General features: G+C 70.8%; 23 protein-coding genes. 9 read left to right on the top strand and 14 right to left on the bottom strand.

What is annotated here, in order from left to right; translation table 11 throughout:
* Positions 1 to 151 precede the first annotated feature (151 nt).
* Genes QGN31_RS04880 through QGN31_RS04860 form a run of 5 tightly spaced genes read right to left on the bottom strand, consistent with a single transcriptional unit; the run spans position 152 to position 5,461 of the window.
* Positions 152 to 958 carry an MBL fold metallo-hydrolase gene (locus QGN31_RS04880; protein ID WP_014383212.1) on the bottom strand — a complete coding sequence of 269 codons (807 nt, stop codon included), beginning with the start codon at positions 956 to 958 and terminating at the stop codon, positions 152 to 154.
* Between the two features lie 49 nt (positions 959 to 1,007).
* Complete coding sequence (locus tag QGN31_RS04875; RefSeq protein WP_009954619.1) at positions 1,008 to 1,295, bottom strand: CDGP domain-containing protein; 288 nt, start codon at positions 1,293 to 1,295, stop codon at positions 1,008 to 1,010.
* Between the two features lie 58 nt (positions 1,296 to 1,353).
* Positions 1,354 to 2,235 (bottom strand): pseudouridine synthase, encoded by an 882-nt coding sequence (locus QGN31_RS04870; RefSeq protein ID WP_043955341.1) that lies wholly within the window; start codon positions 2,233 to 2,235, stop codon positions 1,354 to 1,356.
* Positions 2,232 to 3,986: a glycerol-3-phosphate dehydrogenase/oxidase gene (locus QGN31_RS04865; RefSeq protein ID WP_043955343.1), complete on the bottom strand. Its 1,755-nt coding sequence runs from the start codon at positions 3,984 to 3,986 to the stop codon at positions 2,232 to 2,234. Before QGN31_RS04865 ends, QGN31_RS04870 begins: the two co-directional genes overlap by 4 nt.
* Positions 3,987 to 4,045: 59 nt before the next feature.
* A complete protein-coding gene (locus QGN31_RS04860; protein ID WP_014942834.1) occupies positions 4,046 to 5,461 on the bottom strand; it encodes an NAD(P)H-quinone dehydrogenase in 1,416 nt (471 codons plus the stop codon).
* An 82-nt stretch (positions 5,462 to 5,543) separates the two neighbouring features.
* Between QGN31_RS04860 and QGN31_RS04855 the strand changes: the two genes are divergently transcribed.
* Together QGN31_RS04855 and QGN31_RS04850 are read left to right on the top strand one after the other, a co-directional pair.
* Positions 5,544 to 6,023 (top strand): gamma-glutamylcyclotransferase, encoded by a 480-nt coding sequence (locus tag QGN31_RS04855; protein WP_008259963.1) that lies wholly within the window; start codon positions 5,544 to 5,546, stop codon positions 6,021 to 6,023.
* Positions 6,024 to 6,188: 165 nt separating this feature from the next.
* Positions 6,189 to 7,022: an alpha/beta hydrolase gene (locus tag QGN31_RS04850; protein ID WP_014942835.1), complete on the top strand. Its 834-nt coding sequence runs from the start codon at positions 6,189 to 6,191 to the stop codon at positions 7,020 to 7,022.
* Here QGN31_RS04850 and QGN31_RS04845 read toward each other — a convergent pair.
* The 3 genes from QGN31_RS04845 to QGN31_RS04835 are packed head-to-tail and all read right to left on the bottom strand — an operon-like array spanning position 7,019 to position 10,058.
* Positions 7,019 to 8,197, bottom strand: a complete 1,179-nt coding sequence (locus QGN31_RS04845) for an amidohydrolase (RefSeq protein ID WP_014942836.1) — start codon at positions 8,195 to 8,197, stop codon at positions 7,019 to 7,021. The two genes, QGN31_RS04850 and QGN31_RS04845, sit on opposite strands and share 4 nt — an antisense overlap.
* On the bottom strand, positions 8,194 to 9,396 hold the full coding sequence (locus QGN31_RS04840) for a M20 family metallopeptidase (protein WP_014942837.1): 1,203 nt from the start codon (positions 9,394 to 9,396) through the stop codon (positions 8,194 to 8,196). The genes QGN31_RS04845 and QGN31_RS04840 overlap by 4 nt, the downstream gene beginning before the upstream one ends.
* A 47-nt stretch (positions 9,397 to 9,443) precedes the next feature.
* Positions 9,444 to 10,058, bottom strand: a complete 615-nt coding sequence (locus tag QGN31_RS04835; RefSeq protein ID WP_026071215.1) for a cutinase family protein — start codon at positions 10,056 to 10,058, stop codon at positions 9,444 to 9,446.
* A gap of 170 nt (positions 10,059 to 10,228) precedes the next feature.
* On the opposite strand from QGN31_RS04835, the gene QGN31_RS04830 reads away from it, so the two are divergent.
* Positions 10,229 to 11,056 carry a purine-nucleoside phosphorylase gene (locus tag QGN31_RS04830; protein WP_014385715.1) on the top strand — a complete coding sequence of 276 codons (828 nt, stop codon included), beginning with the start codon at positions 10,229 to 10,231 and terminating at the stop codon, positions 11,054 to 11,056.
* Positions 11,057 to 11,060: 4 nt separating this feature from the next.
* Positions 11,061 to 12,644 (top strand): phospho-sugar mutase, encoded by a 1,584-nt coding sequence (locus QGN31_RS04825; protein ID WP_014942839.1) that lies wholly within the window; start codon positions 11,061 to 11,063, stop codon positions 12,642 to 12,644.
* Here QGN31_RS04825 and upp read toward each other — a convergent pair.
* Positions 12,565 to 13,269, bottom strand: coding sequence for a uracil phosphoribosyltransferase (upp, locus tag QGN31_RS04820; RefSeq protein ID WP_020188467.1), 705 nt, complete (start codon positions 13,267 to 13,269; stop codon positions 12,565 to 12,567). The genes QGN31_RS04825 and upp overlap by 80 nt on opposite strands.
* A 92-nt stretch (positions 13,270 to 13,361) precedes the next feature.
* Between upp and QGN31_RS04815 the strand changes: the two genes are divergently transcribed.
* From QGN31_RS04815 to QGN31_RS04805, 3 genes are read left to right on the top strand one after another with little or no spacing between them, the layout of a single operon-like run.
* Positions 13,362 to 14,252, top strand: coding sequence for an alkaline phosphatase family protein (locus tag QGN31_RS04815; RefSeq protein ID WP_438803648.1), 891 nt, complete (start codon positions 13,362 to 13,364; stop codon positions 14,250 to 14,252).
* A gap of 47 nt (positions 14,253 to 14,299) precedes the next feature.
* Complete coding sequence (gene satS, locus QGN31_RS04810; RefSeq protein WP_014712282.1) at positions 14,300 to 15,589, top strand: protein export chaperone SatS; 1,290 nt, start codon at positions 14,300 to 14,302, stop codon at positions 15,587 to 15,589.
* A 26-nt stretch (positions 15,590 to 15,615) separates the two neighbouring features.
* Positions 15,616 to 16,599: a VWA domain-containing protein gene (locus QGN31_RS04805; protein WP_326544677.1), complete on the top strand. Its 984-nt coding sequence runs from the start codon at positions 15,616 to 15,618 to the stop codon at positions 16,597 to 16,599.
* A gap of 32 nt (positions 16,600 to 16,631) precedes the next feature.
* Here QGN31_RS04805 and QGN31_RS04800 read toward each other — a convergent pair whose 3' ends face one another.
* A complete protein-coding gene (locus QGN31_RS04800; RefSeq protein WP_008259993.1) occupies positions 16,632 to 17,639 on the bottom strand; it encodes a VWA domain-containing protein in 1,008 nt (335 codons plus the stop codon).
* Between the two features lie 48 nt (positions 17,640 to 17,687).
* Positions 17,688 to 18,707: a cupin gene (locus QGN31_RS04795; protein WP_014942843.1), complete on the bottom strand. Its 1,020-nt coding sequence runs from the start codon at positions 18,705 to 18,707 to the stop codon at positions 17,688 to 17,690.
* A gap of 147 nt (positions 18,708 to 18,854) precedes the next feature.
* Here QGN31_RS04795 and QGN31_RS04790 point away from each other — a divergent pair, with 147 nt between their 5' ends.
* Positions 18,855 to 19,565, top strand: coding sequence for a GntR family transcriptional regulator (locus tag QGN31_RS04790; RefSeq protein ID WP_014942844.1), 711 nt, complete (start codon positions 18,855 to 18,857; stop codon positions 19,563 to 19,565).
* A gap of 88 nt (positions 19,566 to 19,653) precedes the next feature.
* Positions 19,654 to 20,097 carry a hypothetical protein gene (locus tag QGN31_RS04785; protein WP_029384552.1) on the top strand — a complete coding sequence of 148 codons (444 nt, stop codon included), beginning with the start codon at positions 19,654 to 19,656 and terminating at the stop codon, positions 20,095 to 20,097.
* Between the two features lie 18 nt (positions 20,098 to 20,115).
* Here QGN31_RS04785 and QGN31_RS04780 read toward each other — a convergent pair whose 3' ends face one another.
* Genes QGN31_RS04780 through QGN31_RS04770 form a run of 3 tightly spaced genes read right to left on the bottom strand, consistent with a single transcriptional unit; the run spans position 20,116 to position 22,885 of the window.
* Entirely contained in the window at positions 20,116 to 21,204 is a 1,089-nt protein-coding gene (locus tag QGN31_RS04780; RefSeq protein ID WP_008260006.1) for an adenosine deaminase, read from the bottom strand.
* Positions 21,201 to 22,484 carry a thymidine phosphorylase gene (locus tag QGN31_RS04775; RefSeq protein WP_014942845.1) on the bottom strand — a complete coding sequence of 428 codons (1,284 nt, stop codon included), beginning with the start codon at positions 22,482 to 22,484 and terminating at the stop codon, positions 21,201 to 21,203. The genes QGN31_RS04780 and QGN31_RS04775 overlap by 4 nt, the downstream gene beginning before the upstream one ends.
* Positions 22,484 to 22,885, bottom strand: coding sequence for a cytidine deaminase (locus QGN31_RS04770; protein ID WP_014712288.1), 402 nt, complete (start codon positions 22,883 to 22,885; stop codon positions 22,484 to 22,486). Before QGN31_RS04770 ends, QGN31_RS04775 begins: the two co-directional genes overlap by 1 nt.
* Positions 22,886 to 23,096 lie beyond the last annotated feature (211 nt).

Raw genomic sequence — 23,096 nt, 5'->3', positions numbered from 1 at the left:
CTGTACGTCGATGCCTGCTACCTGCCGTCGGTACCTCCCAGTTCGACCGCAAGCCGCTAGGACACCCTATACCCCCAGCAACGGCCTCCTCTTCCCATTTAATCGAGCCGGGGACTTGGCACCCGCCGCTGGTCGGGAGCGGGGCCGTCTATCAGACGGTCACCGAGTCGCCGCGGTTCACCGTGACGATCCGGTCGCCCAGCCCGCGACGCTGCATTTGCCGGGTGAAGTCGGACAGCGGCGACGCGAACACCGCGTAGTCGTCGAAGTGCACCGGGATGGCCTTCGGCAGGCCCAGCATCGCGACGAGTTCGGCCCCCTGGCGACCGTCCATGGTTACGGTCAGCCCGAACGGAAGCCGCCGGCCGGCCGGCAGCCGGGTGCCGCCGAGGTGCAGCATGCCGACGTCGATCGGGTCGAACCGCGCCGGGATCTCGTCGAGCTCCTGGATCAGCAGGGTGTCCCCGGAGATGTAGAGCCGGCGCCGGGGTGAGCGGTCGGCGGAGCCGATTTCGAGCATGGTGCCCATCACCGGCGGCAGCAGGCGCCGGCTCCACCCCGGCGCGTGGCGCCCGGGCAGCGACGTGAGGGTCACGGTGGTGTCGCCCTTGGTGATCGTGTGCTGTTGCCAGGTTTGCAGGCCGCGCGCGTGCGCGAAACCGCGGTGGTGCAGGCGTTTGGCGGCGTGCGGCGTCGTGATGATGGGCAGGTCGTGGTCGAGACCCCGCTGCGACACCCTGTCCCAGTGGTCGCCGTGCAGATGGGAGAGCACGACGGCGTCGAGGCGCGGAAGTTCGTCGATGCCCAACGCCGGCTCCTTCAGGCGCTTGGACACCAGCCCGTGGCCGAGGTAGGCGCGTTGCCCGCGGTGCAGGAAATTCGGGTCGGTCAGCAGCGTCAGCCCGCCGACGGAAATCAGCGTGGTGGCGTTGCCGACGAACGTGACGGCGATGTCCATACGCGCGGGCTACCCGATCCCGGGCGGTCCACGCCGCGGGTTGCCCGCCTCAGTCGATGTGCGACGGGGGGTCGGCGAACGCGAGGTCCGACGGGCGCTGGTCGGGACCCATCACGTCGCAGTGCCCGTCGGGCACGAGGTAGGAACTGGCGCCGTTGGGAATCAGGCGGGTGACGGCCACGCAGCGTTGCCAGGTGCCGTCGGGCTGGACGGGCCCGTCGCACTTGCTGAGCACGCCTCCCCCGTACTGGCAGCCGGCGCTCACCGGCGGTGCCCAGGCTATGAGCCCGGCGGCCGTCAGCAGGGCCGCCGATCCCGACACGATGCCGCGCTTCATGGTCGCCTCCCGTCACCTCGCCCCTGGGGCCCTGCGGCGTTGCCGACTGCTTGTGACGCTACCGCTTGCGCACCCTGTCCGCGTAGGGATCACGGCGGCTGACGAACTCGCGCCGCACGCCCGAGAGCGGGTCGGTGAACTCGATGCGCCGTGCCAACAACCGCAGCGGTGTGCTGAAGTCGTCGGGCGCAACGTCAATCACGTTGGGGTACAACGGATCCCCCTCGATCGGTATCCCCAGCGAGGCCATGTGCACGCGCAACTGGTGGGTACGCCCGGTGCGCGGGGTCAGCCGGTAGAGGCCGTCCGCGCTCACCAGCTCCACCAGCGTCTCGGCGTTAGCCGCTCCCGGCTCGCAGACCGCCTGCAGCTGACCCCGGCGCTTGACGATGCGGCTTTTCACCACGCGGGGCAACCGCAGCGCCGGGTCCACGGCGGCGCGGGCCAGATACGTCTTGTCCACCAGGCCCCGCGAGAACAGCGTCTGGAACGCGCCCCGCATTTCGCGGCGCGCGGTGAACACCAGCACGCCGGCGGTCAGCCGGTCCAGCCGGTGCGCCGGGCTCAGCTCGGGCAGCTCCAGCTCCCGGCGCAGCCGCACCAGCGCGCTCTGCGCGACGTGTCGTCCCCGCGGCATGGTGGCCACGAAGTGGGGCTTGTCGACGACCACGATGTCGTCGTCGCGATAGAGCACCGGGATCTCGAACGGCACCGGCACCTCGTCGGGCAGCTCGCGGTAGAGGTAGACGCTGGCCCCGGCGGGCAGCACGGTCTTGGCATCGATCACCGCGCCGTCGGCGCCCACCACCTCCCCGGCCAGCACCTTGGCGCGGGCCGGCGCGCCGAACCGGGCGCTCAGCTCGGCCAGCACCGGTCCGCCCCGCAGCCGCACCCGCGCCGGGCCGAGCCCGTCACGCACGGGAAGCGGGGCGGGCCTCACTTGAGCGGGACCGGCTCGAGGATCTCGGCGCGGGCCTCGGGCGCGCTGGCCCGCAATTCGTCGGCCGACACGTCGTCGGGCTGGGCCTGGGACAGCACCTCGGCCTCCACCCGGGCGGTGTAGTTGGCGACCTCGCGGTCGATGTCCGCCGCGGACCAATTCAGCACCGGCGCAACCACATCCGCGACCTCGCGGGCGCAGTCGACACCGCGGTGTGAGTATTCGATGGAGATGCGCATCCGGCGGGCCAGGACGTCCTCCAGATGCAAGGCCCCCTCGGCGGTCACGGCATAGAGCGCCTCGACCCGCAGGTAGCCCGGCGCCTCCTTGATCGGGTCGAGCAGGTCGGGGCGGTCGTCCGCCAACGCCAGCACGTCACCGATCAGCGAGCCGTAGCGGTCCAGCAGGTGGCGCACCCGGTAGGGGTGCAGCCCCTGCAGCTCGGCGACGTGCTCGGCCTGGTTGATGAGCGCGAAGTAGCCGTCGGCGCCCAGCAGGCTGACCTTCTCGGTGATCGACGGTGCCACCCGCGCCGGAATGAATTGGGCCGCAGCGTCAATCGCGTCCGCGGCCATCACCCGGTAGGTGGTGTACTTGCCGCCCGCGATGGCCACCAATCCCGGCGCGGGCACCGCCACGGCGTGCTCGCGGGACAGCTTCGAGGTTTCCTCGCTCTCCCCGGCCAGCAGCGGCCGCAGCCCGGCGTACACCCCGTCGATGTCGGCGTGGGTCAGCGGGATGGCCAGCACCGTGTTGACCGTGGTGAGGATGTAGTCGATGTCGGCCTTGGTGGCCGCGGGATGGGCCAGGTCGAGATTCCAGTCGGTGTCGGTGGTGCCGATGATCCAGTGGCTGCCCCACGGGATGACGAACATCACCGACTTCTCGGTGCGCAGGATGATCGCGACGTCGCTGACGATGCGGTCGCGCGGCACCACGATGTGCACGCCCTTGGAGGCCCGCACCTGAAATCGCCCGCGCTGCTTGGACAATGCCTGGATTTCGTCGGTCCACACCCCGGTCGCGTTGACCACCACGTGGCCGCGGACTTCGGTGACCGCGCCGTCCTCGGAGTCGCGGACCCGCACCCCGGTCACACGATCGCCCTCGCGCAGCAGGGCGACGACCTGGGTAGAGGTACGCACCACCGCGCCGTAATGCGCTGCGGTGCGCGCGACGGTCATGGTGTGCCGGGCGTCGTCGACGACCGTGTCGTAGTAACGGATTCCGCCGATCAACGAGCTGCGCTTGAGGCCCGGACTCAATCGCAACGCGCCTGCACGGGTCAAATGCTTTTGCGCCGGAACGGATTTCGCGCCACCCATCCGGTCGTAGAGAAAGATGCCGGCTGCGATGTAGGGCCGTTCCCACACGCGGTTGGTCAGCGGGAACAGGAACGGCATCGGCTTGACCAGGTGCGGTGCCAGCGTGGTCAGCGACAGCTCGCGCTCGTAGAGCGCCTCGCGGACCAGGCCGAACTCCAGTTGCTCGAGGTAGCGCAGGCCGCCGTGGAACATCTTCGACGAGCGGCTCGAGGTGCCCGAGGCGAAGTCGCGCGCTTCCACCAGCGCCACCTTGAGCCCGCGGGTCGCGGCGTCCAGCGCGCAGCCCGAACCCACCACGCCGCCGCCGATCACGACCACGTCGAACTGCTCGGCGCCCAGCCGGTCCCAGGCCGCCTGTCGCTGTTCCGGACCCAGCACGGACACCGGCGAGCTTCGCTGGGTGGACGCGTGGATGGAATCAGTCACGACCTGGACTCCTCACTGGGTTACTCGTCAGTAGGGGCGTGCTGCACCAAGGCTAACCGCTAGTCCAGATCGTCGTGCGCCATCAGCCGCCGCGCCGCCTCGGTGATCGAGCCGGACAGCGACGGATACACCGCCAGCGTCTGCGCCAGCTCGTTGACCGTGATGCGGTTCTGCACTGCCACGGCGATCGGCAGGATCAGCTCGGAGGCGATCGGCGCCACCACCACGCCGCCGATCACCACGCCGGTGGACTTGCGGCAGAACACCTTCACGAAGCCCTGCCGCAGCCCGGACATCTTCGCGCGCGCGTTGGTGCGCAGCGGCAGCATGATCGTGCGCGCGGACACCGAACCGTCGTCGATCATCGTCTGCGGCACCCCGACGGCGGCGATCTCGGGCCGGGTGAACACCGTCGCCGCCACCGTGCGCAACCGGATCGGGCTGACGCCCTCGCCCAGCGCGTGATACATCGCGATGCGGCCCTGCATGGCCGCGACCGAGGCCAGCGGCAGCAGGCCGGTGCAGTCGCCGGCGGCGTAGATGCCGGACACCGAGGTCCGCGACACCCGGTCCACGGTCAGGTAGCCGCCGCGGCCCAGCTCGATGCCGACCCGTTCGAGGCCCAGGCCGTCGGTGTTGGGCACCGAACCGATGGTCATCAGCGCGTGGCTGCCCTCCACGGTGCGCCCGTCGGCCAGGGTGACCAGCACGCCGTCCGCGGTGCGGGTGACCGACGCGGCGCGGGCATTCTTCACCAGCTTCACGCCGCGCTCGGAGAACGCGGCCTCCAGCACCCGGGCGGCGTCGGCGTCCTCATACGGCAGCACCCGGTCGCGGCTGGCGACGACCGTCACCGGCACACCCAATTCGGTGTAGGCGTGCACGAACTCCGCCCCGGTGACCCCCGACCCGACCACGATGAGGTGCTCGGGCAGCGCCTCCAGGTCGTAGAGCTGGCGCCAGGTCAGGATGCGCTCGCCGTCGGGCTGGGCCGACGGCAGCACCCGCGGGCTGGCGCCGGTGGCGATCAGCACCACGTCGGCCTCGTACTCGCTGGTGGTGCCGTCCCGGGCGGTTGCCTTGATGTTGTGGCGGGCCAGCCCGGGCGTGGGGTCGATCAGCTCGCCGCGGCCGGCCACCACGTGCACGCCCACGCCGAGCAGCTGATCGGCGATGTCGGCCGACTGATCGGTGGCGAGTTGCTTGACGCGGGAGTGGATCTGCCGCAGCGAGAGCTTGGCGTCGTCGATGTCGATCTCGAAGCCCAGCCGCGGCGCGCGGCGCAGCTCCGTGCGCAGCCAGGTCGACGCGATGAACGTCTTGGACGGCACGCAGTCGTCCAGGACGGCGGCCCCGCCGATGCCCTCGGACTCGATGACGGTGACGTGCGTCGTGTCGGGGTGGGAAGTGGCGGCCACCAGCGCGGCTTCGTAACCGGCCGGGCCGCCACCGAGGATCACGATGCGCGTCGCCACAGCCCTAACCTAACGAAGCGGGGCGCACGCCGCCCAACGCTCGGGGGAAGACCGGGCCAGCTCGGACGTCTAAGCTTTCCCCGTGCCGCTCTACGCCGCGTACGGGTCGAACATGGACCCCGAACAGATGCTGAAGCGCGCACCCCATTCGCCGATGGCCGGAACGGGCTGGCTGCACGGGTGGCGGTTGACGTTCGGCGGCGAGGACATCGGCTGGGAGGGCGCGCTGGCGACCGTGGTCGAGGATCCGGACTCCAAGGTGTTCGTCGTCCTCTACGACATGACACCGGCCGACGAGGTCAACCTGGACCGCTGGGAGGGCTCGGAGTTCGGCGTCCACCAGAAGATCCGCTGCCGGGTCGAGCGCATCTCGTCGGACACCACCACCGACCCGGTCCTGGCGTGGCTGTACGTGCTGGACGCGTGGGAGGGCGGACTTCCGTCGGCCCGGTACCTCGGGGTCATGGCGGACGCCGCCGAAATCGCCGGCGCGCCAAGCGATTACGTGCACAGTCTGCGCACTCGCCCGGCCCGCAACATCGGCCCGGGCACCAGCGCTTGAAAAATCACTCGCCTCTGGGCGATCAGGAGTGTAAACAGACAGACCGAAAACCTACGCATACTTCCACGGAAGGAAATTCGACTGTCAATCCTGTCCGCACCGCCGGTCGCCGACGCACTGGCGCGAGCGTTCGCCGCCGCGGTCAACCCGGCCCCCAGGGCCGCCGTGCGCTTCCCCGAGGTTTCGGGCCGCACGAGCGAAATCACCGTCCCCACCCGGCACGGCCCCACCCGCGCGACCGTCTATCACCCGCCGGCCGGCACCACCGACCCGCCCGTCTATGTCAACGTGCACGGCGGCGGGTTCGTGGTCGGGCACCCCGAACAGGACGACCCGTGGTGCCGCTACCTGGCCGCCAGCGCGGGCGTGGTGGTGATCAACCCCGACTACGTGCTGGCGCCGCGTCACCGCTTTCCCGCCGCGGTGCACCAGGTCTATGACGTGGTGCGCTGGGCGGCCGGCCCGCACCCCGACTGGGACGGTGCCCGGCTGTGCGTCGGCGGCCAGAGCGCGGGCGGCAACCTGTCCGCCGCGGCGGCCCGGCTCGCGTGGGAGAACGGCGGCCCGCCGATCGCGTTGCAGGTGTTGCACTACGCCCCGCTTGACCTGGTCACGCCCACCCGCGACAAGCCGTCCACGCTAGGCCGCCGGGCGATCATGAAGCCGTGGATGGGCGAGGTCTTCGACACCGCGTACATACCCGAGCGGGCGCAGCGGCGCGACCACCTGGCCTCTCCCGCCTGGGGGAACAACGCCGACGACATCGCCGGCATCGCGCCGGCGCTGGTCGTGACGGCCGAGCACGACCGCCTTTGCGGCGAGGCCCGCCGGTACGCGGAGAAGCTGGACGCGGCAGGCGCGTTGGCGGAGTACTACGAGGTGGCCGGCGTCGACCACGGATACAACATCATGAGCCGGGCCGGCGAGGTCACGCGCCGCGCGTACGCCCACATCGCCGGCCACGTCGTGCGCGCCACCAACCGCGGTGGCGCCCGCTAAGACCGCTCGAACGCCGCCGACTGCTCGACGATGTTGGCCAGCACCCGCACCCCGATCGCCAGGGCCCGCTCGTCGAGATTGAACGTCGGCTGGTGCAGGTCCAGCTGCGGCCCCACCCCGGGCCACACCCCCAGCCGCGCCATTGCGCCGGGGATCTCCTCCAGGTACCAGGAGAAGTCCTCGCCGCCCCCGGACTGGCGGGTGTCGGCCAGCGCGTCGGGGCCGACGGCCTCGATCGCGTGGGTGAGGATGCGCGTCGAGACGTCCTCGTTGACCACCGGCGGCACGCCGCGGCGGTATTGCAGCGTGTGCTCGATGGCCAGCGGCGCCAGCAGCCCGGCCACGGTCTCGCGGATGATCTCCTCGAGCCCCACCCAGGTCTGCCGGCTGGCGGTGCGCACGGTGCCGGCCAGCACGCCGGTCTGCGGGATGGCGTTGGCGGCCACGCCGGCGTTGACCGCGCCCCACACCAGCACGGTGCCGTTGCGCGGGTCGATGCGCCGCGACAACACCCCGGGCAGGCCGGTGATCAGCGTGCCCAGCCCATACACCAGGTCGGCGGTCAGGTGGGGGCGCGAGGTGTGGCCGCCGGGTGAGTACAGCGTGATCTCGATCTGGTCGGCGGCCGAGGTGATGGGGCCGTGCCGGACCGCGATCTTGCCGACCTCCAGCCGGGGATCACAGTGCAGCGCGAAGATCCGGGACACCCCGCTGATGGCACCGGCCGCGATGGCGTCGATCGCCCCGCCGGGCATGAGTTCCTCGGCGGCCTGGAAGAGCAACCGCACCCCGATCGGCAGCTCGGGGACCGACGCCAGCACCAGGGCCGTGCCCAGCAGGATGGCGGTGTGCGCGTCGTGGCCGCAGGCGTGCGCGACGTTGGGCATGGTGGACGTGTAGGGGGCGCCAGTGCGTTCGGCCATCGGCAGGGCGTCCATGTCGGCCCGCAGCGCGATCCGGGGCTCGTGCTCGGGGCCGATGTCGCAGACCAGTCCCGTGCCGCCGGGCAACACCTTCGGGTTGAGCCCCGCTTCGGCCAGCCGCTCGGCGACGAACTGGGTGGTGGCGTACTCCTGGCGGCCCAGCTCGGGGTAGCGGTGGATGTGCCGGCGCCATTCGACCAGGTCTGCGTGATGCGCGGCCAGCCAGGATTCGGCGGCGTCGGCGAGTCTCATGCGCGCCCCTCGCCGCGTCTGCGTTCGTGCGCCGCCATCACCCGGTCGCGTTCGGCGGGCGTCTGGGCCAGCTGGACCACCGTGCGTGCCAGCATGATCGCGCCCTCGATCACGGCGCGGTCGGCGCTGGGGTTGGTGGCGGCCTTGGCGAAGCCGCGCTGGTGCACCATGGCCCCGCCGGAGTCGAGCCCGATCACCGGGTGGATCCCCGGCAGCGCCTTGGTCACGTTGCCCATGTCGGTGCTGCCCATGGGCAGCGCCGCCTCGTACTCGCGGGCCACCGGCTCGCGGCCGAGCCGGCGCATCTCCTCGCGAAAGACGTCGGCCAGCCATTGGTCGGGGGTGAGTTCGTCGTAGGCGGGTGCCGGGTTGTCGATGTCGTATTCGCAGCCGGTGGCCAGCGCGCCCGCGGCGAAGCAGGCGTACATCCTGCCCTCGAGTTCCCGGAGCGAGTCGGCTTCGACCGCGCGCATCGCGTACTGAAGCGTCGCGCGCCCGGGGATGACGTTGACCGCCTGCCCGCCGTCGGTGACGATCCCGTGCACCAGCTGCCCGGGCGCCAGTTGCTGGCGCAGCAGCCCGACGGCCACCTGCGCGACGGTCACGGCGTCGGCGGCGTTGATCCCGAGGTGCGGCGCGACGGCGGCGTGGGATTCCGTGCCGCGGTACGTGATGGTCGCCTCGGACAGGGCCAGCGAGCGGGCCGCGGCGATATCCGTCGGCCCGGGATGGAGCATGACGGCGGCGGCGATGTCATCGAACACCCCCGCCCGCAACAACAGCGCCTTGCCGCCGCCGGCCTCCTCGGCGGGAGTCCCCAGCAGCGCCACCCGCAGGCCCAGCTCGTCGGCGACCTCGGCCAGCGCCAGCGCGGTGCCCACCGCCGAGGCGGCGATGATGTTGTGGCCGCAGGCGTGCCCGATCTCGGGCAGCGCGTCGTATTCGGCGCACACCCCGACGGTCAGCGGCCCGCTGCCGTAGTCGGCGCGGAAGGCGGTGTCCAGACCGCCGGGGGCGGCGGTGATCTCGAAGCCACGCTCGGCGACGAGTGCCTGCGCCTTGGCGCAGCTGCGGTGCTCGGCGAACGCCAGCTCGGGCTCGGCGTGGATGGCGTGCGACAACTCGACGAGGTCGCCGCCGCGCCGCCGCACGACAGCTTCGACGCTGTCCAGCAGGCTGTCTAACGGGGCGGTGGGCACTCTCGCAGTATGTCACTCACCGGCCTACGGCCCTGAGGCCCTGAGGGCTACACCAGCCCGGCGATGAAACTCGCCGCCTGGCCCGGGTAGGGCGGGGCGGAGTAGTCGTGGTGCGCATCCCGGTCGCGACCGCCGACGACGCAGACGGGATCGCCTTCGCTGCACAGGTCGATGGTGCGGCCGGCGAACGCGCCCGTCGACGACAGGGGTGTGTCGAATCGGTTGCCGGGATTGCCGAACACCGCGACGGCCCTGATCTTGTTGGCCAGGGCGGGATCCAGCGGGGGCGCCGATCCGAAGTTCCCGATGCGCTGGCCGACGGGCGGCACCCCGGCGAGCATCGAGATCGCGGCGGCGCCCTGCGAGAAGCCGCCGAGCACCAGCCGCGTGGACGGGCACTGGTCGACCATCTCCGCGATGTGGTCGCGTGCGTCGTTGGCGGCGTCGGCGGTCGTCAGGAAGTTGTAGCTGGCCGGATAATTCACCGCATAGGAATCGACGGTGCGCGACCCCAGCGCGGGCTGCAGGGCGGCGAACAGCGCGTCGCCCACCACACCCAGGCCCGGCGGCTCGGCGGTGCCGCGGGCGAAGATCAGTTGGACGTTCGGACAGTCCGCCTTGGCCGACGGCGCCGGGCCGAATGTGACCGAAACCACTGACAGCACAACACCAACGGCGATTGCAATGACCGGGCCAACCACCGGCCACCTACGAAGACTCATACGCCAGATCTTGACACATACCGGCGACACCGTCGCCGGGCCAGGTTCGATCGCCCGGCTCCTCACTCGCGCCTCACCTGCGCTCGCCGTCCCCGGGCTAGGCTCCCGCTGTGACCCAAACCTCGTCCGACCCAGGCGACCTCGCGCGCCGCGCCGCCGCGGTCATCGCCGAGCGCACCGGAATCGACGAGCATGACGTCGCCATCGTGCTCGGCTCGGGATGGTCGCCGGCGGTCGCCGCGCTCGGCACCGAGGCGATCGGGAAGACCGCCGTGCTGCCCCAGGCCGACCTGCCCGGCTTCCGGCCGCCCACCGCGATCGGGCACACCGGCGAGCTGTTGTCGATGCGCATCGGCGCACACCGGGTGCTGGTGCTCGTCGGCCGCATCCACGCCTACGAGGGCCACGACCTGTGCCACGTCGTGCACCCGGTGCGGGCGGCCTGCGCGGCCGGCGTGCGCGCGGTCGTGCTCACCAATGCGGCGGGCGGACTGCGCCCGGACATGGCCGTCGGCGAACCGGTGTTGATCAGCGACCACCTGAACCTGACCGCGCGTTCCCCGCTGGTCGGCCCGCAATTCGTGGACCTGACCGACGCCTACTCCCCGCGGCTGCGCGAATTCGCCCGCCAGGCCGACCCGACGCTGACCGAGGGCGTCTACGCCGGCCTGCCCGGCCCGCACTACGAGACCCCCGCGGAAATCCGGATGCTGCGCACGCTGGGCGCCGACCTGGTCGGCATGTCGACGGTGCACGAGACCATCGCGGCGCGGGCGGCCGGCGCCGAGGTGCTCGGGGTGTCGCTGGTGACCAACCTGGCCGCCGGCATCGGCGGCGAGCCGCTCAGCCACGCCGAGGTGCTCTCCGCGGGGGCCGCGTCCGCCAGCCGGATGGGCGCCCTCCTGGCCCTGATCCTCGAGCGGCTGCCCCGGTTTTAGGGCCATGACGCCCGAGGAGTGGATCGCCCACGACCCCGACCCGCGGACGGCCGCCGAGCTCGCCGCGTGCGACGCGGGAGAATTAGCCGCGCGGTTCGCCCGTCCCCTGAGGTTCGGCACCGCGGGCCTGCGCGGCCCGGTGCGCGGCGGCCCCGACGCGATGAACGTCGCGGTGGTGTCGCGCGCCACCTGGGCGGTGGCGCAGGTGCTCAAGCGGCGCGCCCCGGCCGGTGCGCGGGTGATCGTGGGGCGCGACGCCCGGCACGGTTCGGCGGTATTCGCCACGGTGGCCGCCGAAGTGCTTGCCGATCAAGGGTTTTCGGTGCTGTTGCTGCCCGGTCCGGTGCCGACCCCGGTGGTCGCGTTCGCGGTGCGCCACACCGGCGCGCTGGCCGGGATCCAGATCACGGCGTCGCACAACCCGCCGGCCGACAACGGCTACAAGGTGTACGTCGACGGCGGCATCCAGCTCGTCTCCCCCACCGACCGCGAGATCGAGGCCGCGATGGCCGACGCCCCGCCCGCCGACCAGATCGGCAGGGCCCCCGTCGAACCGGGCCAGGCCGATCTGGTCGAGCGCTACGTCGAGCGCGCGTCCGGGCTGCGGCGCGGGGCCGGCTCGGCGCGGGTCGCCCTGACGGCCCTGCACGGGGTGGGCGGCGCGGTGGCCGTGGAGACGCTGCGCCGCGCCGGCTTCGCCCAAGTGCACACCGTCGCAGCGCAATTCGCTCCTGACCCGGACTTCCCCACCGTCGCGTTCCCCAACCCCGAGGAGCCGGGTGCCGCCGACGCGCTGTTGGCCCTGGCCTCCGACGTGCGCGCCGACGTGGCGATCGCGCTGGATCCCGACGCCGACCGGTGCGCCGTCGGCATCCCCGACAAAGCGGGGTGGCGGATGCTGTCCGGCGACGAAACCGGTTGGCTGCTGGGCGATTACATTCTTTCCCAGCCGCAGCGCGCCGAAACTCCGGTGGTGGCCAGCACCCTGGTGTCCTCGCGGATGCTGTCGGCCATCGCCGCGCACCGCGGCGCCGTCCACGTCGAAACCCTCACCGGCTTCAAATGGCTGGCGCGCGCCGATGCCGAGGTCCCCGGCGGCACCCTGGTATACGCCTACGAGGAAGCGATCGGGCACTGCGTCGACCCGGACGCCGTGCGCGACAAGGACGGCATCAGCGCCGCGGTGCTGGTGTGCGACCTGGTGGCCACGCTGCTGCGCCAAGGCCGTTCGGTCGTCGACCTGCTCGACGAGCTGGCGCGCCGATACGGCGTGCACGACGTCGCCGCGGTCTCGCGCCGGGTCGCCGACCCCGCCGAGACGGCCGCGCTGATGCACCGGCTGCGGACCACCCCGCCGGACACGCTGGCCGGGTTCCCCGCCGAGCTCACCGACGTCACCGATGCGCTGATCTTCACCGGCGGTGACGACCACACGTCGGTCAGGGTGGTGGTGCGGCCCTCCGGGACCGAGCCGAAACTGAAGTGCTACTTGGAGATTCGCTGCGCGCCTAGCGACGATCTGGATTCTTCGCGGCGGCGCGCCGGTGCCCTGCGCGCCGAGCTGGTCGCTGCGATGCGGGGCTGGTGAACAGGTTCGGCCCGAACTGGCGATCCCCCGCGTCGCCAAGGCCAGGCACGATATAGGCCGACTTGTTGAGGCCCTTGTCGACCGCGGCGGTGAACACTCGCGCGTCCGGCGCCGCTTTCTGCACGGCCGCAAGGCCTTCCGGCGCGGCCACCACGCACAGCGCAGTGATGTCGGTGGCGCCGCGGCGCTGCAGCAGGCCTATGGTGTGGGCCATCGACCCGCCGGTGGCCAGCATGGGGTCGAGGACCATCACCGGCCGGCGCGCGAGTTTGTCGGGCAGCGCCTCGAGATACGGGACCGGCAGGTGGGTTTCCTCGTCGCGGGCGACACCGACGAAACCCACTTCCGCCTCGGGTATCGCGGCCTGGGCGGCCTCGACCATGCCCAACCCGGCCCGCAGCACCGGAACCAGCAGCGGCGGGTTGACCAGTCGCGTCCCGGCCGTCGCGGCCACCGGGGTGCGGATCCTGACCGACTTTCGCGGCGCCTCCCGGCTGGCCTCGTACACCAGCATCAGCGTGAGCTCGCGCAGCGCGGCCCGAAACCCGGCATTGTCGGTGCGTTCGTCGCGCAGCACCGTCAGCCGGGCCGCGGCCAGCGGGTGGTCGATCACGCGCACGTCCATCCCATGAAGGGTATATAACGATCGGGCAAAGCCCTTCTGACACGCTTGCGTTCGTCCCGGCAACGCCGCACGCACGTTCGTATACTCCCGGGGTGTCGCGCGAAAATCGAAGTCCGAGAAGCCTACTCGGCAGGGCGCATCGCCTCCTGCCGGCGCTCGGGGTGGTCGCATTGGTGGCACTGGCGGCAAGTCCGCTGACCCCGCGCATAGGCCTTGCGGCAGCGGCCATTCCGCAACCGGCGCACATCGTGATCGTGGTGGAGGAAAACCGTTCCGAGAACGGCATCATCGGCAACAAGTCGGCGCCCTTCATCACCTTTCTGGCCGCCAATGGCGCCAATATGACGCAGTCATACGCCGAAACACACCCCAGCGAACCGAATTACCTGGCGCTGTTCGCGGGCAACACCTTCGGGGTGACCAAGGACCTGTGCCCGATCAACGCCGGCGCGGCCCCCAATCTCGGTTCCGAATTGCTGGCCGCGGGCCACACGTTCGTCGGCTTCGCCGAAGGCCTGCCAACCGTCGGCTCGCCGGTGTGCACCGCGGGCAAGTACGCGCGCAAGCACGTGCCGTGGGCCAACTTCACCAACGTGCCGGCGGCGAACTCGATGCCGTTCTCCGCGTTCCCGATGGGCAACTACGCCAGCCTGCCGACCGTGTCGTTCGTCATCCCCAACAACGACAACAACATGCACGACGGGTCCATCGCGCAGGCCGACGCCTGGCTGAATCGCCAGCTGTCCGGTTACGCCAATTGGGCGGTGGCCAACAACAGCCTGCTGATCCTGACGTTCGACGAGGACGACAACGGCAGCCACAACCAAATCCCCACGGTGTTCTACGGCGCGCACGTCCGCCCCGGCAACTACAGCGAGCAGATCAACCACTACAACGTGCTTTCCACGGTGGAGCAGATGTACGGGCTACCCAAGACGGGCTATGCCGCCAGCGCCGCGCCCATCACCGACATCTGGGACTAGACCACTGCCCGGCGGCGCCTTGGCCGGTCGTCGCTATTCTGTGCCGCATGGCTGCTGACCTCGTGCCCATTCGCCTGAGCCTGTCCGCCGGCGACCGCTACACCGTGTGGGCGCCCCGCTGGCGTGACTCCGGCGACGAGTGGGAGGCCTTCCTGGGCAAGGACGAGGACCTGTTCGTCTTCTCCTCCGTCGCCGACCTGGTGGCGTTCGTGCGGTCCGACACCGACAACGACCTGACCGACCACCCGGCGTGGAAGGCCCTGACGTCGGCGCACGCGCATGACTTCGAGCCCGCCGAGGACAAGCAGTTCGATCTGGTCGCGGTCGAGGAGCTGGTCTCCGAGAAGCCCACCGCGGAATCGGTGTCCGCGCTGGCGGGCACGCTGGCCATCGTGTCGTCCATCGGATCGGTGTGCGAGCTGGCGGCGGTGTCGAAGTTCTTCAACGGCAACCCCAGCCTGGGCACGGTGTCGGGCGGGGTCGAGCACTTCACCGGCAAGGCCGGCGCCAAACGCTGGCATGCGATCGCCGAGGTCATCGGGCGCAGCTGGGACGACGTGCTGGGCGCGATCGATGACATCGCCACCACCCCCGACGTCGACGCCAAGTTGTCGGCCAAGGCCGAAGACGAACTGGCCGAGGAGCGCGAAGAGGACGAGACCGAAGACGCCGTCGAGGAATCCGCGGCCGACGACATTGACGACGACGTTGACGACGAAGTTGACGAAGACGACGAGGACGACGACACCGAAGCCCGGGCGGCCGGCGACACCGCGGTGCTCGGCGGCGACAAGGACTTCTGGCTGCAGGTCGGCATCGATCCGATCCGGATCATGACGAGCTCGGGCACCTTCTTCACCCTGCGCTGCTACCTCGACGACGAGCCGATCTTCCTGGGCCGCAACGGACGGATCAGCGTGTTCCCGTCCGAGCGCGCGCTGGCCCGCTACCTGGCCGACGAGCACGACCACGACCTGTCCGATCTGAGCACCTACGACGACATCCGCACCGCCGCCACCGACGGGTCGCTCACGGTCGAGGTCACCGACGACAACATCTACGTGCTCACCGGCCTGGCCGACGACCTGGCCGACGGGCCCGAGGCCGTGGACCGGGAGCAACTGGAACTGGCCGTCGAGGTGCTCCGCGACATCGGCGACTACTCCGAGGATCCCGCGGTGGACAAGGCGCTCGAAACCAACCGGCCGCTGGGCAAATTGGTGGCCGCCGTGCTCGAACCCGGCTCGGTCACCAAGCCGTCGCCGCCGTACGCCGCGGCGGTGCGCGAGTGGGAGAAGCTGGAGCAATTCGTCGAGGGCCGGCTCCGCCGCGAGTAGGGCGTTTCACGGGCTAGGTTGGTGACGTGTCGCTTCCCGGAATCGGCCCGCTGCCGCTGTACGGGTTCCAGCGCCCGGCCATGTTGCTGTTCGGTTTGGTGCCCCTGGCCTTGCTGGCCGTCTACGTCGTGGTGCAGGCCCGTCGCAACCGACGGCTGCACCGCTACACCGACGCCCCCGTGGCGCAGTCGCCGTGGCGGCACCTGCCGATCGCCGCGTCGCTACTCAGCCTGGCGTTGCTGACGATCGCGCTGGCCACCCCCACCCACGACATGCGCATCCCGCGCAACCGCGCCGTCATCATGCTCGTCATCGACATGTCGCAGTCAATGCGGGCGACCGACGTCGAACCCAACCGGCTCAAGGCCGCCGAACAAGCGGCCAGCCAATTCGCCAGCCAGCTGACACCCGGCATCAACCTCGGGCTGGTCGGCTTCGCCGGCACGCCCTACTTGCTGGTCCCGCCCACGCCGCAGCACCAGGCGACCATCGACGCACTCAAGAAGCTGGACTTCGCCGACAGCACGGCCACCGGCCAGGCCATCTTCACCGCCCTGCACGCGATCGGCGCCACGGCGGTCACCGGGGGCGACAATCCGCCGCCGGCCCGCATCGTGCTGCTCTCCGACGGCCGCGAGAACAAGCCGTCCAACCCCAGCGATCCGCACGACGGTGTCTACACCGTGGCCCGCCTGGCCAAGGACGAGGGCGTGCCCATCTCGACGATCTCGTTCGGCACCAAGGGCGGCGAGATCGAGATGGACGGGCAGCGCGTCGCGGTCCCGGTGTCGACCGACCAGATGAAGACGATCGCCCGGCTCTCCGGCGGGCAGCCCTACACCGCCACCAACATCGGCGAGCTCAACAAGAGCTACAACGCGATCGAGAACGAGATCGGCTACCGCACCGTGCCGGGACCCGGCAGTTCCGGCTGGCTGCGCCTGGGGGTGCTCGCGGCGCTGATCGCGACGGCGTTGGCGCTCTTGATCAACCGGCGCCTGCCGGCCTAGCGCCCGTCCACCGACCGAGCCCGCCCGGCGGGTCAGGCGGGCAGCCTGCGGTTCAGGAGCAGGCCGGCCAGCACGGCGCCGGCCATCACGACGGCACCGAGCAGCATCCACGCCAGGCTCGCGTCGCCCTTGACGGTTTCGTAGCCGATCTGGCGCTGCAGCGTCGTGTACACGTTCTTCAGCGAGTCCAGGCTGTCGGCGTGGAACGCCTCACCGTCGGTGATCTCGCAGATCTTCTGCAGGGTCTGATCGTCCACCGGGACCGGAATGGTGGCGCCCTCGTAGTCGACGGTCCCGTACGGGGTGCCGAACGAGATCGTCGAGATCTGCACGCCTTGGCCCTTGGCGGCTCGGGCGGCGGTGAACGCCCCCTGCGGGGCGTTGGGGTCCAGCGGCACGTTCTCGGCGCCGTCGGACTCCAGCACGATCCGCGCCGGCGGCGGGCCTTCGCCGCCGCCCATCACCGAGCCGACCGTCGCGATCGCCTGCAGCGCGGTGAAAATGCCTTCTCCCGTAGCGGTTTTCGGGGCGGGCTGCAGACTGTCGATGCCCGACTTCACCGCGCCGCGGTTCGTCGTCGGGGGCACCAGCAGCGTGGCGTTGGCCGCGAATTCCACCAGCCCCAGGTTGATGGCCGGCGTCAGCTGATCGGCGAACTGCTTGCCGGCCTCCTTCGCCGCGGCCAGGCGGTTGGGCGGAACATCGTTGGAGGCCATCGATTCCGAGACGTCGATGACGAGCATCACGACCGCGCGGTTGAGCGGGATCCGGACATCCGACGTCGGCCCGGCCATCGCCGTGGTCAGCAGCACCAGCGACGTGGCCAGCAGGATGGTCGGCACGTGCCGCCACCGGCTCGGGTGCGGCGGGGCCACGCGCTCCAGCACCTCCATGTTGGCGAACCGCAGCACCCGGCGACGGCGGGCGAATTGCTGCACGACATAAAGGCCGATCACCAGCAGCACGGCCAGCAGCGCGAGGAAGAACCAGGGGTTCTGGAATCCAGTCAGCGACACCGGGCCCAGCAGCGGCACCTTCATGTCGAGCCACACTAGGCGTCGAATCCGGGCCCCGCATCGGGCCCCGGCTCAGCCCGCGGCGAGATCGCGGCGCTGGGTGAACTTGATGTCGAGGCTGCGCAGGTGGGTCTGCAGCCCGGCGTCCTGGACCGGGATCAGGTGGGCCGGTTCGTCGGTCTCGTTGTAGTGGGCGTGCCACATGCCCGGCGGGGTGGTGAAGGCGCCACCGGCCTGCCAGTCCACCCGGATGGGATCGACGATGTCGCCCCGCTCGTCGAGACGCGTGCCCAGCAGCGTGTAGCAGCCGGCCGCGGGCGCGTCCAGGATGAGGTCCAGCGCGACCGACTGGTGCCGGTGCGGGCGCTGGACCTGATGGGGCGGAAGCACGCCGAACATGGCCCACAGCACGTGCGTGATGGTGAGGGTCTGCTCCTGCTCGGCGTTGGCCAGCAGGACGCTGACACGGCTCTTCTCGTTGGCGCCGGGGCGCGACGCGATCTCGGTCAGCTTGGCGACGGCGTCGGCGCGGCGGAACTTGGTCGCCCGGAAGCGGGGCCGGGTCGCGTCGGCCCCGAGGTAACGCATCAGGGGCTCGTCGTGCACCCAGTACATGACCGTGTCCGCGCCGGCGTAGAACACCGAGTGCGCGCCGGCGGGCAGCGTCACGAAGTCGCCCTTCTCCCACTCGATCAGGCGGCCGTTGACCGCCGCGAACCCCCGCCCGTAGAGCACGTAATACAGCTGCGAGGTGGCGTTGGGGTGGGTGTCGACGTGCTCGTTCGCACGAATGGACACGAAGTTGGCCAGCAGCGCGGGGCTGGTCGCCGCGCTGGCCGGGCCACCCAGCTCGGCCGACAGGTCCAGCGCGATCACGCCGGTCGGCGCGTCGAGGTAGAGCTCGGGACCGAACCGCCGGATCGGCACCCGCGGGGTCAGCCCCGAGCCGATCGGGTTGGCGGCCCTGGAGTACTCGAAGTATTCGGCCTGCTCGGCCCACTCTTCGAACCGCCCCTCGAACGCGTACTCGGCGACGTTGACCATCGGCGCGGGGACCGTCGGGTCCAGGTTCGGGGTCACTAGTTGCTGCATATCGGTCTCCCTTGCCGCTCAGGTGGATCTGGTATCTAAATAGTATTTATCTTGTATCTAAGCGTCAAACGTCGCAGCTAGACACGGCCGGTGTACGGTCAATTGGTCGGTTGAGATACGACTTAGCTACCAGAGAAGAGGCCGGGCGTGGCTGCGAAGGACAGGCGGACGGCGACGGCCAAGGACCGCGCGCTGGACTACGTCAAGACGCGGGTGCTCACCGGCGAGTTCCCCGGCGGCGAGCTGATCAGCGAGGGCGACGTGGCCAGCGCGCTGGGGATGTCGCGCACGCCGGTGCGCGAGGCGTTTTTGCGGCTGGAGGCCGAGGGACTGCTGCGCCTGTATCCCCAGCGGGGGGCCCTGGTGGTTCCGGTGTCGCCCGACGAGGTGCGCGCGGTGATGGAGGCGCGGCTGGTGCTCGAGCAGTTCGCGGCGGGCAAGGTGATCGGGCGCGGCGGCGCCGCATGCGCCGCCGTGTTCGGGCGCCTATCCGGCGAGCTTGCTCGGCAACGCGACGCGGCCGCCGCGGCGGACTGGCGAGAATTCGTGGAGGCCGACCGCGCCTTCCACGCCATCACGCTGCAGGAGTCGGGCAACGCCATCCTGTCCGGCTTCTACGCGTCCCTGCGCGACCGCCAGATGCGGATGATCGGCGAATCGACGCTGCGCGACCCCGACCGGGTGGCCACGATTCTCGAGGAGCATCGGGGTATCGCCGAAGCCCTGCGCGACGGCGATCGCGCGCGGGCGGCGACCGCGGTGCAGACCCACCTGGCCGGCACGGTGCGCGCCATCGGCCTGACCGTCGACCCGGATCCGTTCTGGGCTAACGGATTTGGCCGCGATGGAGCAGACTGATCGAATAACGCGGGGGCGCAGCGCTCCCGGTCCGCATGTATCGGGGGGAACGATGACCTGGGTAACGGCATCGAGGTTGCGCGGCACGATGACGAAAACGGTTGTGGCCCTGTCGATTTTGGGGGCGGCCACGGCGGGTGCGACGATCCCGGCGAACGCGGCACCCGGCTTCGCGCGCACACCCGCCGCGCCGCTCGACGATCCCGATCCCGGCCTTCCCACCAATCCGTCGGATCCCCGATGTGCGGGGATGCCGGGGCTGGCGCAGTGCCAGGGCGGCCCGTACGCCATGGGCGGGGCGCCCACCGGCCCCGCGGATTTGAGCTGCATCAGCATGCCCAGCGACCCGGTGTGCGCGGGTGGCCCGTACGCCCCGCCGCCACCCCCGCCGCCCATCGCGCCGCCACCGGAACCGCTGGCGCCCATGGCCGCGGCCCCCGTAGAACCACCGCCGATGGCCCCGCCGCCGATGGTGGAGCCACCACCCATGCCGGCGGCCGACCCGTCGATGGGGATGCCCGGGCACATCTGAGAACGTCGCACCGGCGGCTCAGCCGATCAGCACCGCGTATCGCGGCTTGATCACCTCGTCGATGATGGCCAGCCGCTCGTCGAACGGGATGAACGCGGACTTCATCGCGTTGATGGTGAACCGTTCGAGGTCGCTCCAGCCGTAGCCGAACGCCTCCACCAGGCGGAGCATCTCGCGGCTCATGAAGGTATCGCTCATCAACCGGTTGTCGGTGTTGACGGTCACCCGGAACCGGGCGCGGGCCAGCAGGTCGAACGGATGCTCGGCGATGCTCTTGACGGCGCCGGTCTGCACGTTCGAGCTCGGACACAGTTCCAGCGGAATTCGCTTGTCCCGCAGGATCGCCGCCTGCTGACCCAACCGGACCTGTCCGTCGGGCAGCACGTCGATGTCGTCGACGATCCGCACCCCGTGGCCCAGCCGGTCGGCGCCGCAGAACGCGATCGCCTCGTGGATGGACGGCAGGCCGAACGCCTCGCCGGCGTGAATGGTGAAGCGCGCGTTGTGGTCTCGCATGTACTCGAAGGCGTCCAGGTGGCGCGTCGGCGGGTTGCCGGCCTCGGCGCCGGCGATGTCGAAGCCGACAACGCCCTTGTCCCGGAACCGGATTGCCAGCTCGGCGATCTCGCGGGACACCGCGGCGTGCCGCATCGCGGTGACCAGTAGGCGCACCACGATCGGACGGCCCGCACCGGCACAGGCCTTCTCGCCGTCGGCGAATCCGGCCAGCACGGCATCGACGATCGCGTCGAAGGACATCCCGCGGTCGATGTGCAGCTCGGGCGCGAACCGCACCTCGGCGTAGACCACCGAGTCGGCGGCCAGGTCTTCCACGCACTCGTAGGCGACGCGGTGCAGCGCCTCGGGGGTCTGCATCACCGCGACGGTGTGGGAGAACGGCTCCAGGTAGCGCTCCAGCGAGCCGCTGTGCGAACGCGTGCGAAACCACGTCGCCAGCTCGTCGACGTCGGTGGCGGGCAGCTCGTCGTAGCCGGTCTGCCCGGCGATCTCCAGCACGGTCGACGGGCGCAGCCCGCCGTCGAGGTGGTCGTGCAGCAGGGCCTTGGGGGCCTTGCGGATCTGCTCAAGGCCCAGCGGCGCGGTCATTGCGCGATCCGATCGATGATCAGCGGACGCGAAGCTGGGGCGGCGTCGCCGACGCCGAAGGCGCCGTCCAGCTCGGCGAGCGCCGCGCCGAAGCGCCCCGGGGTGTCGGTGTACAGGGTGAACAGCGGCTCACCGGCCGTGACCGGCTCGCCGGGGCGGCGATGCAGCCGGATGCCGGCGCCGAACTGCACGCGATCGCCCGGACGGGATCTGCCCGCTCCGAGCCGCCAAGCCGCCAGCCCCACTGCCATCGCGTCGATATCGCCCATTGTGCCGCCCCGGGTGGCGGTCACGGTCTCGGCATGCCGAGCGATCGGCAGCGGCACCGACAAATCGCCGCCCTGGGCGGCGACGAGCTGGCGAAACCGGTCCATCGCGGTGCCATCCCGCAGTGTCTCGGCGGGATCGCGGCCGTCGACCCCGGCCAGCTCGAGCATCTCGGAGGCCAGCCGCAGCGTCAGCTCGACGACGTCGGGCGGCCCGCCCCCGGCCAGCACCTCGAGCGACTCGGCGACCTCGAGGGCGTTGCCGACGGTCGCGCCCAGCGGGGTGTTCATGTCCGTCAGCAGCGCGCGGGTGGGCACCCCGTGCGCGGCGCCCAGCGCGACCATGGCGCTCGCCAGGTCGCGGGACTGCGCTTCCGAGTCGGTGAACGCCCCGGAACCGACCTTCACGTCGAGCACCAGCGCGCCGGCCCCCTCGGCCAGCTTCTTGCTCATCACCGAGCTCGCGATCAGCGGCAGCGACTCGACGGTGGCGGTGATGTCGCGCAGCGCGTACAGCTTGGCGTCGGCCGGGGCCAGGTCACCGGCGGCGAAGATGGCCGCGCCGAGGTCGCGCAGTTGGTCGCGCACCCGCCGGTTGGACAGCGCGGCGGTGAATCCGGCGATGGATTCCAGCTTGTCCAGCGTGCCGCCGGTGTGGCCGAGCCCGCGGCCCGACGCCTGCGGCACCGCGGCGCCGCACGCGGCGACGACGGGCACCAGGGGCAGGGTGATCTTGTCCCCCACCCCGCCGGTGGAGTGCTTGTCGACCGTGGGCACGCCGAGGTCGCTGAAGTCGAGCCGCTCGCCCGAGGCCAGCATCGCCGACGTCCACCGGGCCGTCTCGCCGCGATCCATGCCCCGCAACAGGATCGCCATCAGCAGGGCCGCCATCTGCTCCTCGGCCACCCGGCCGGCGGTGTAGGCGTCGACGACCCAGTCGATGGCGGCGTCGGACAACCGGCCGCCGTCGCGCTTGGTCCTGATCACCGTGGGCGCGTCGAAGGCGGGCGGCATCAGCGGCGCCCTGCGGCCACGTCGTCGGGACCGAAGGCATCCGGCAGGAGGTCGCCGAGCCGGCGCGGCCCGCGCGGATGGTCGATCAGCAACTCGGGACCGCCGTGTTCGAGCAGCACCTGGCGGCATCGCCCGCACGGCATGAGCACCGATCCGCGCTGGTCCACGCACGCCAGCGCGACCAGCCGGCCGCCGCCGGTGGAATGCAGGGCGCACACCACGGCGCACTCGGCACAGAGACCAAGGCCATATGAGATGTTCTCCACATTGCACCCGGTGACCACGCGGTGATCGTCGACCAGCGCGGCCGCACCCACTGCGAACCGCGAGTACGGCGCATAGGCCCCTTCGGATGCCTGGATTGCCTTGTCCCGCAACGTTTTCCAGTCGATCTCCGGCATCGCGCAACCCCGCTCGTCGGTGGCCGTTTCCGACAGTCACCCTAGCCGCAAAACGGCATTTCGCTTGACGGACATTGACGCAAGCCACACCGTGCGCGAGCTAAGCTCAAGTGCCCGGCGTGACTGTCGCGCAACGTCGCAAGAAGGTCGCAAGAAGGCTGGTGAGGACTGGGGTGACTACACAACCGACAACCGCGGATCCGGCGGCACC

Origin of the sequence: Mycobacterium sp. 2-64 (genome assembly GCF_035918375.1) — a bacterium.
GTDB lineage: Bacteria > Actinomycetota > Actinomycetes > Mycobacteriales > Mycobacteriaceae > Mycobacterium > Mycobacterium intracellulare.
Note: the sequence above shows the minus strand (reverse complement) of the source record. Positions and strands in the feature narration are given on the sequence as shown.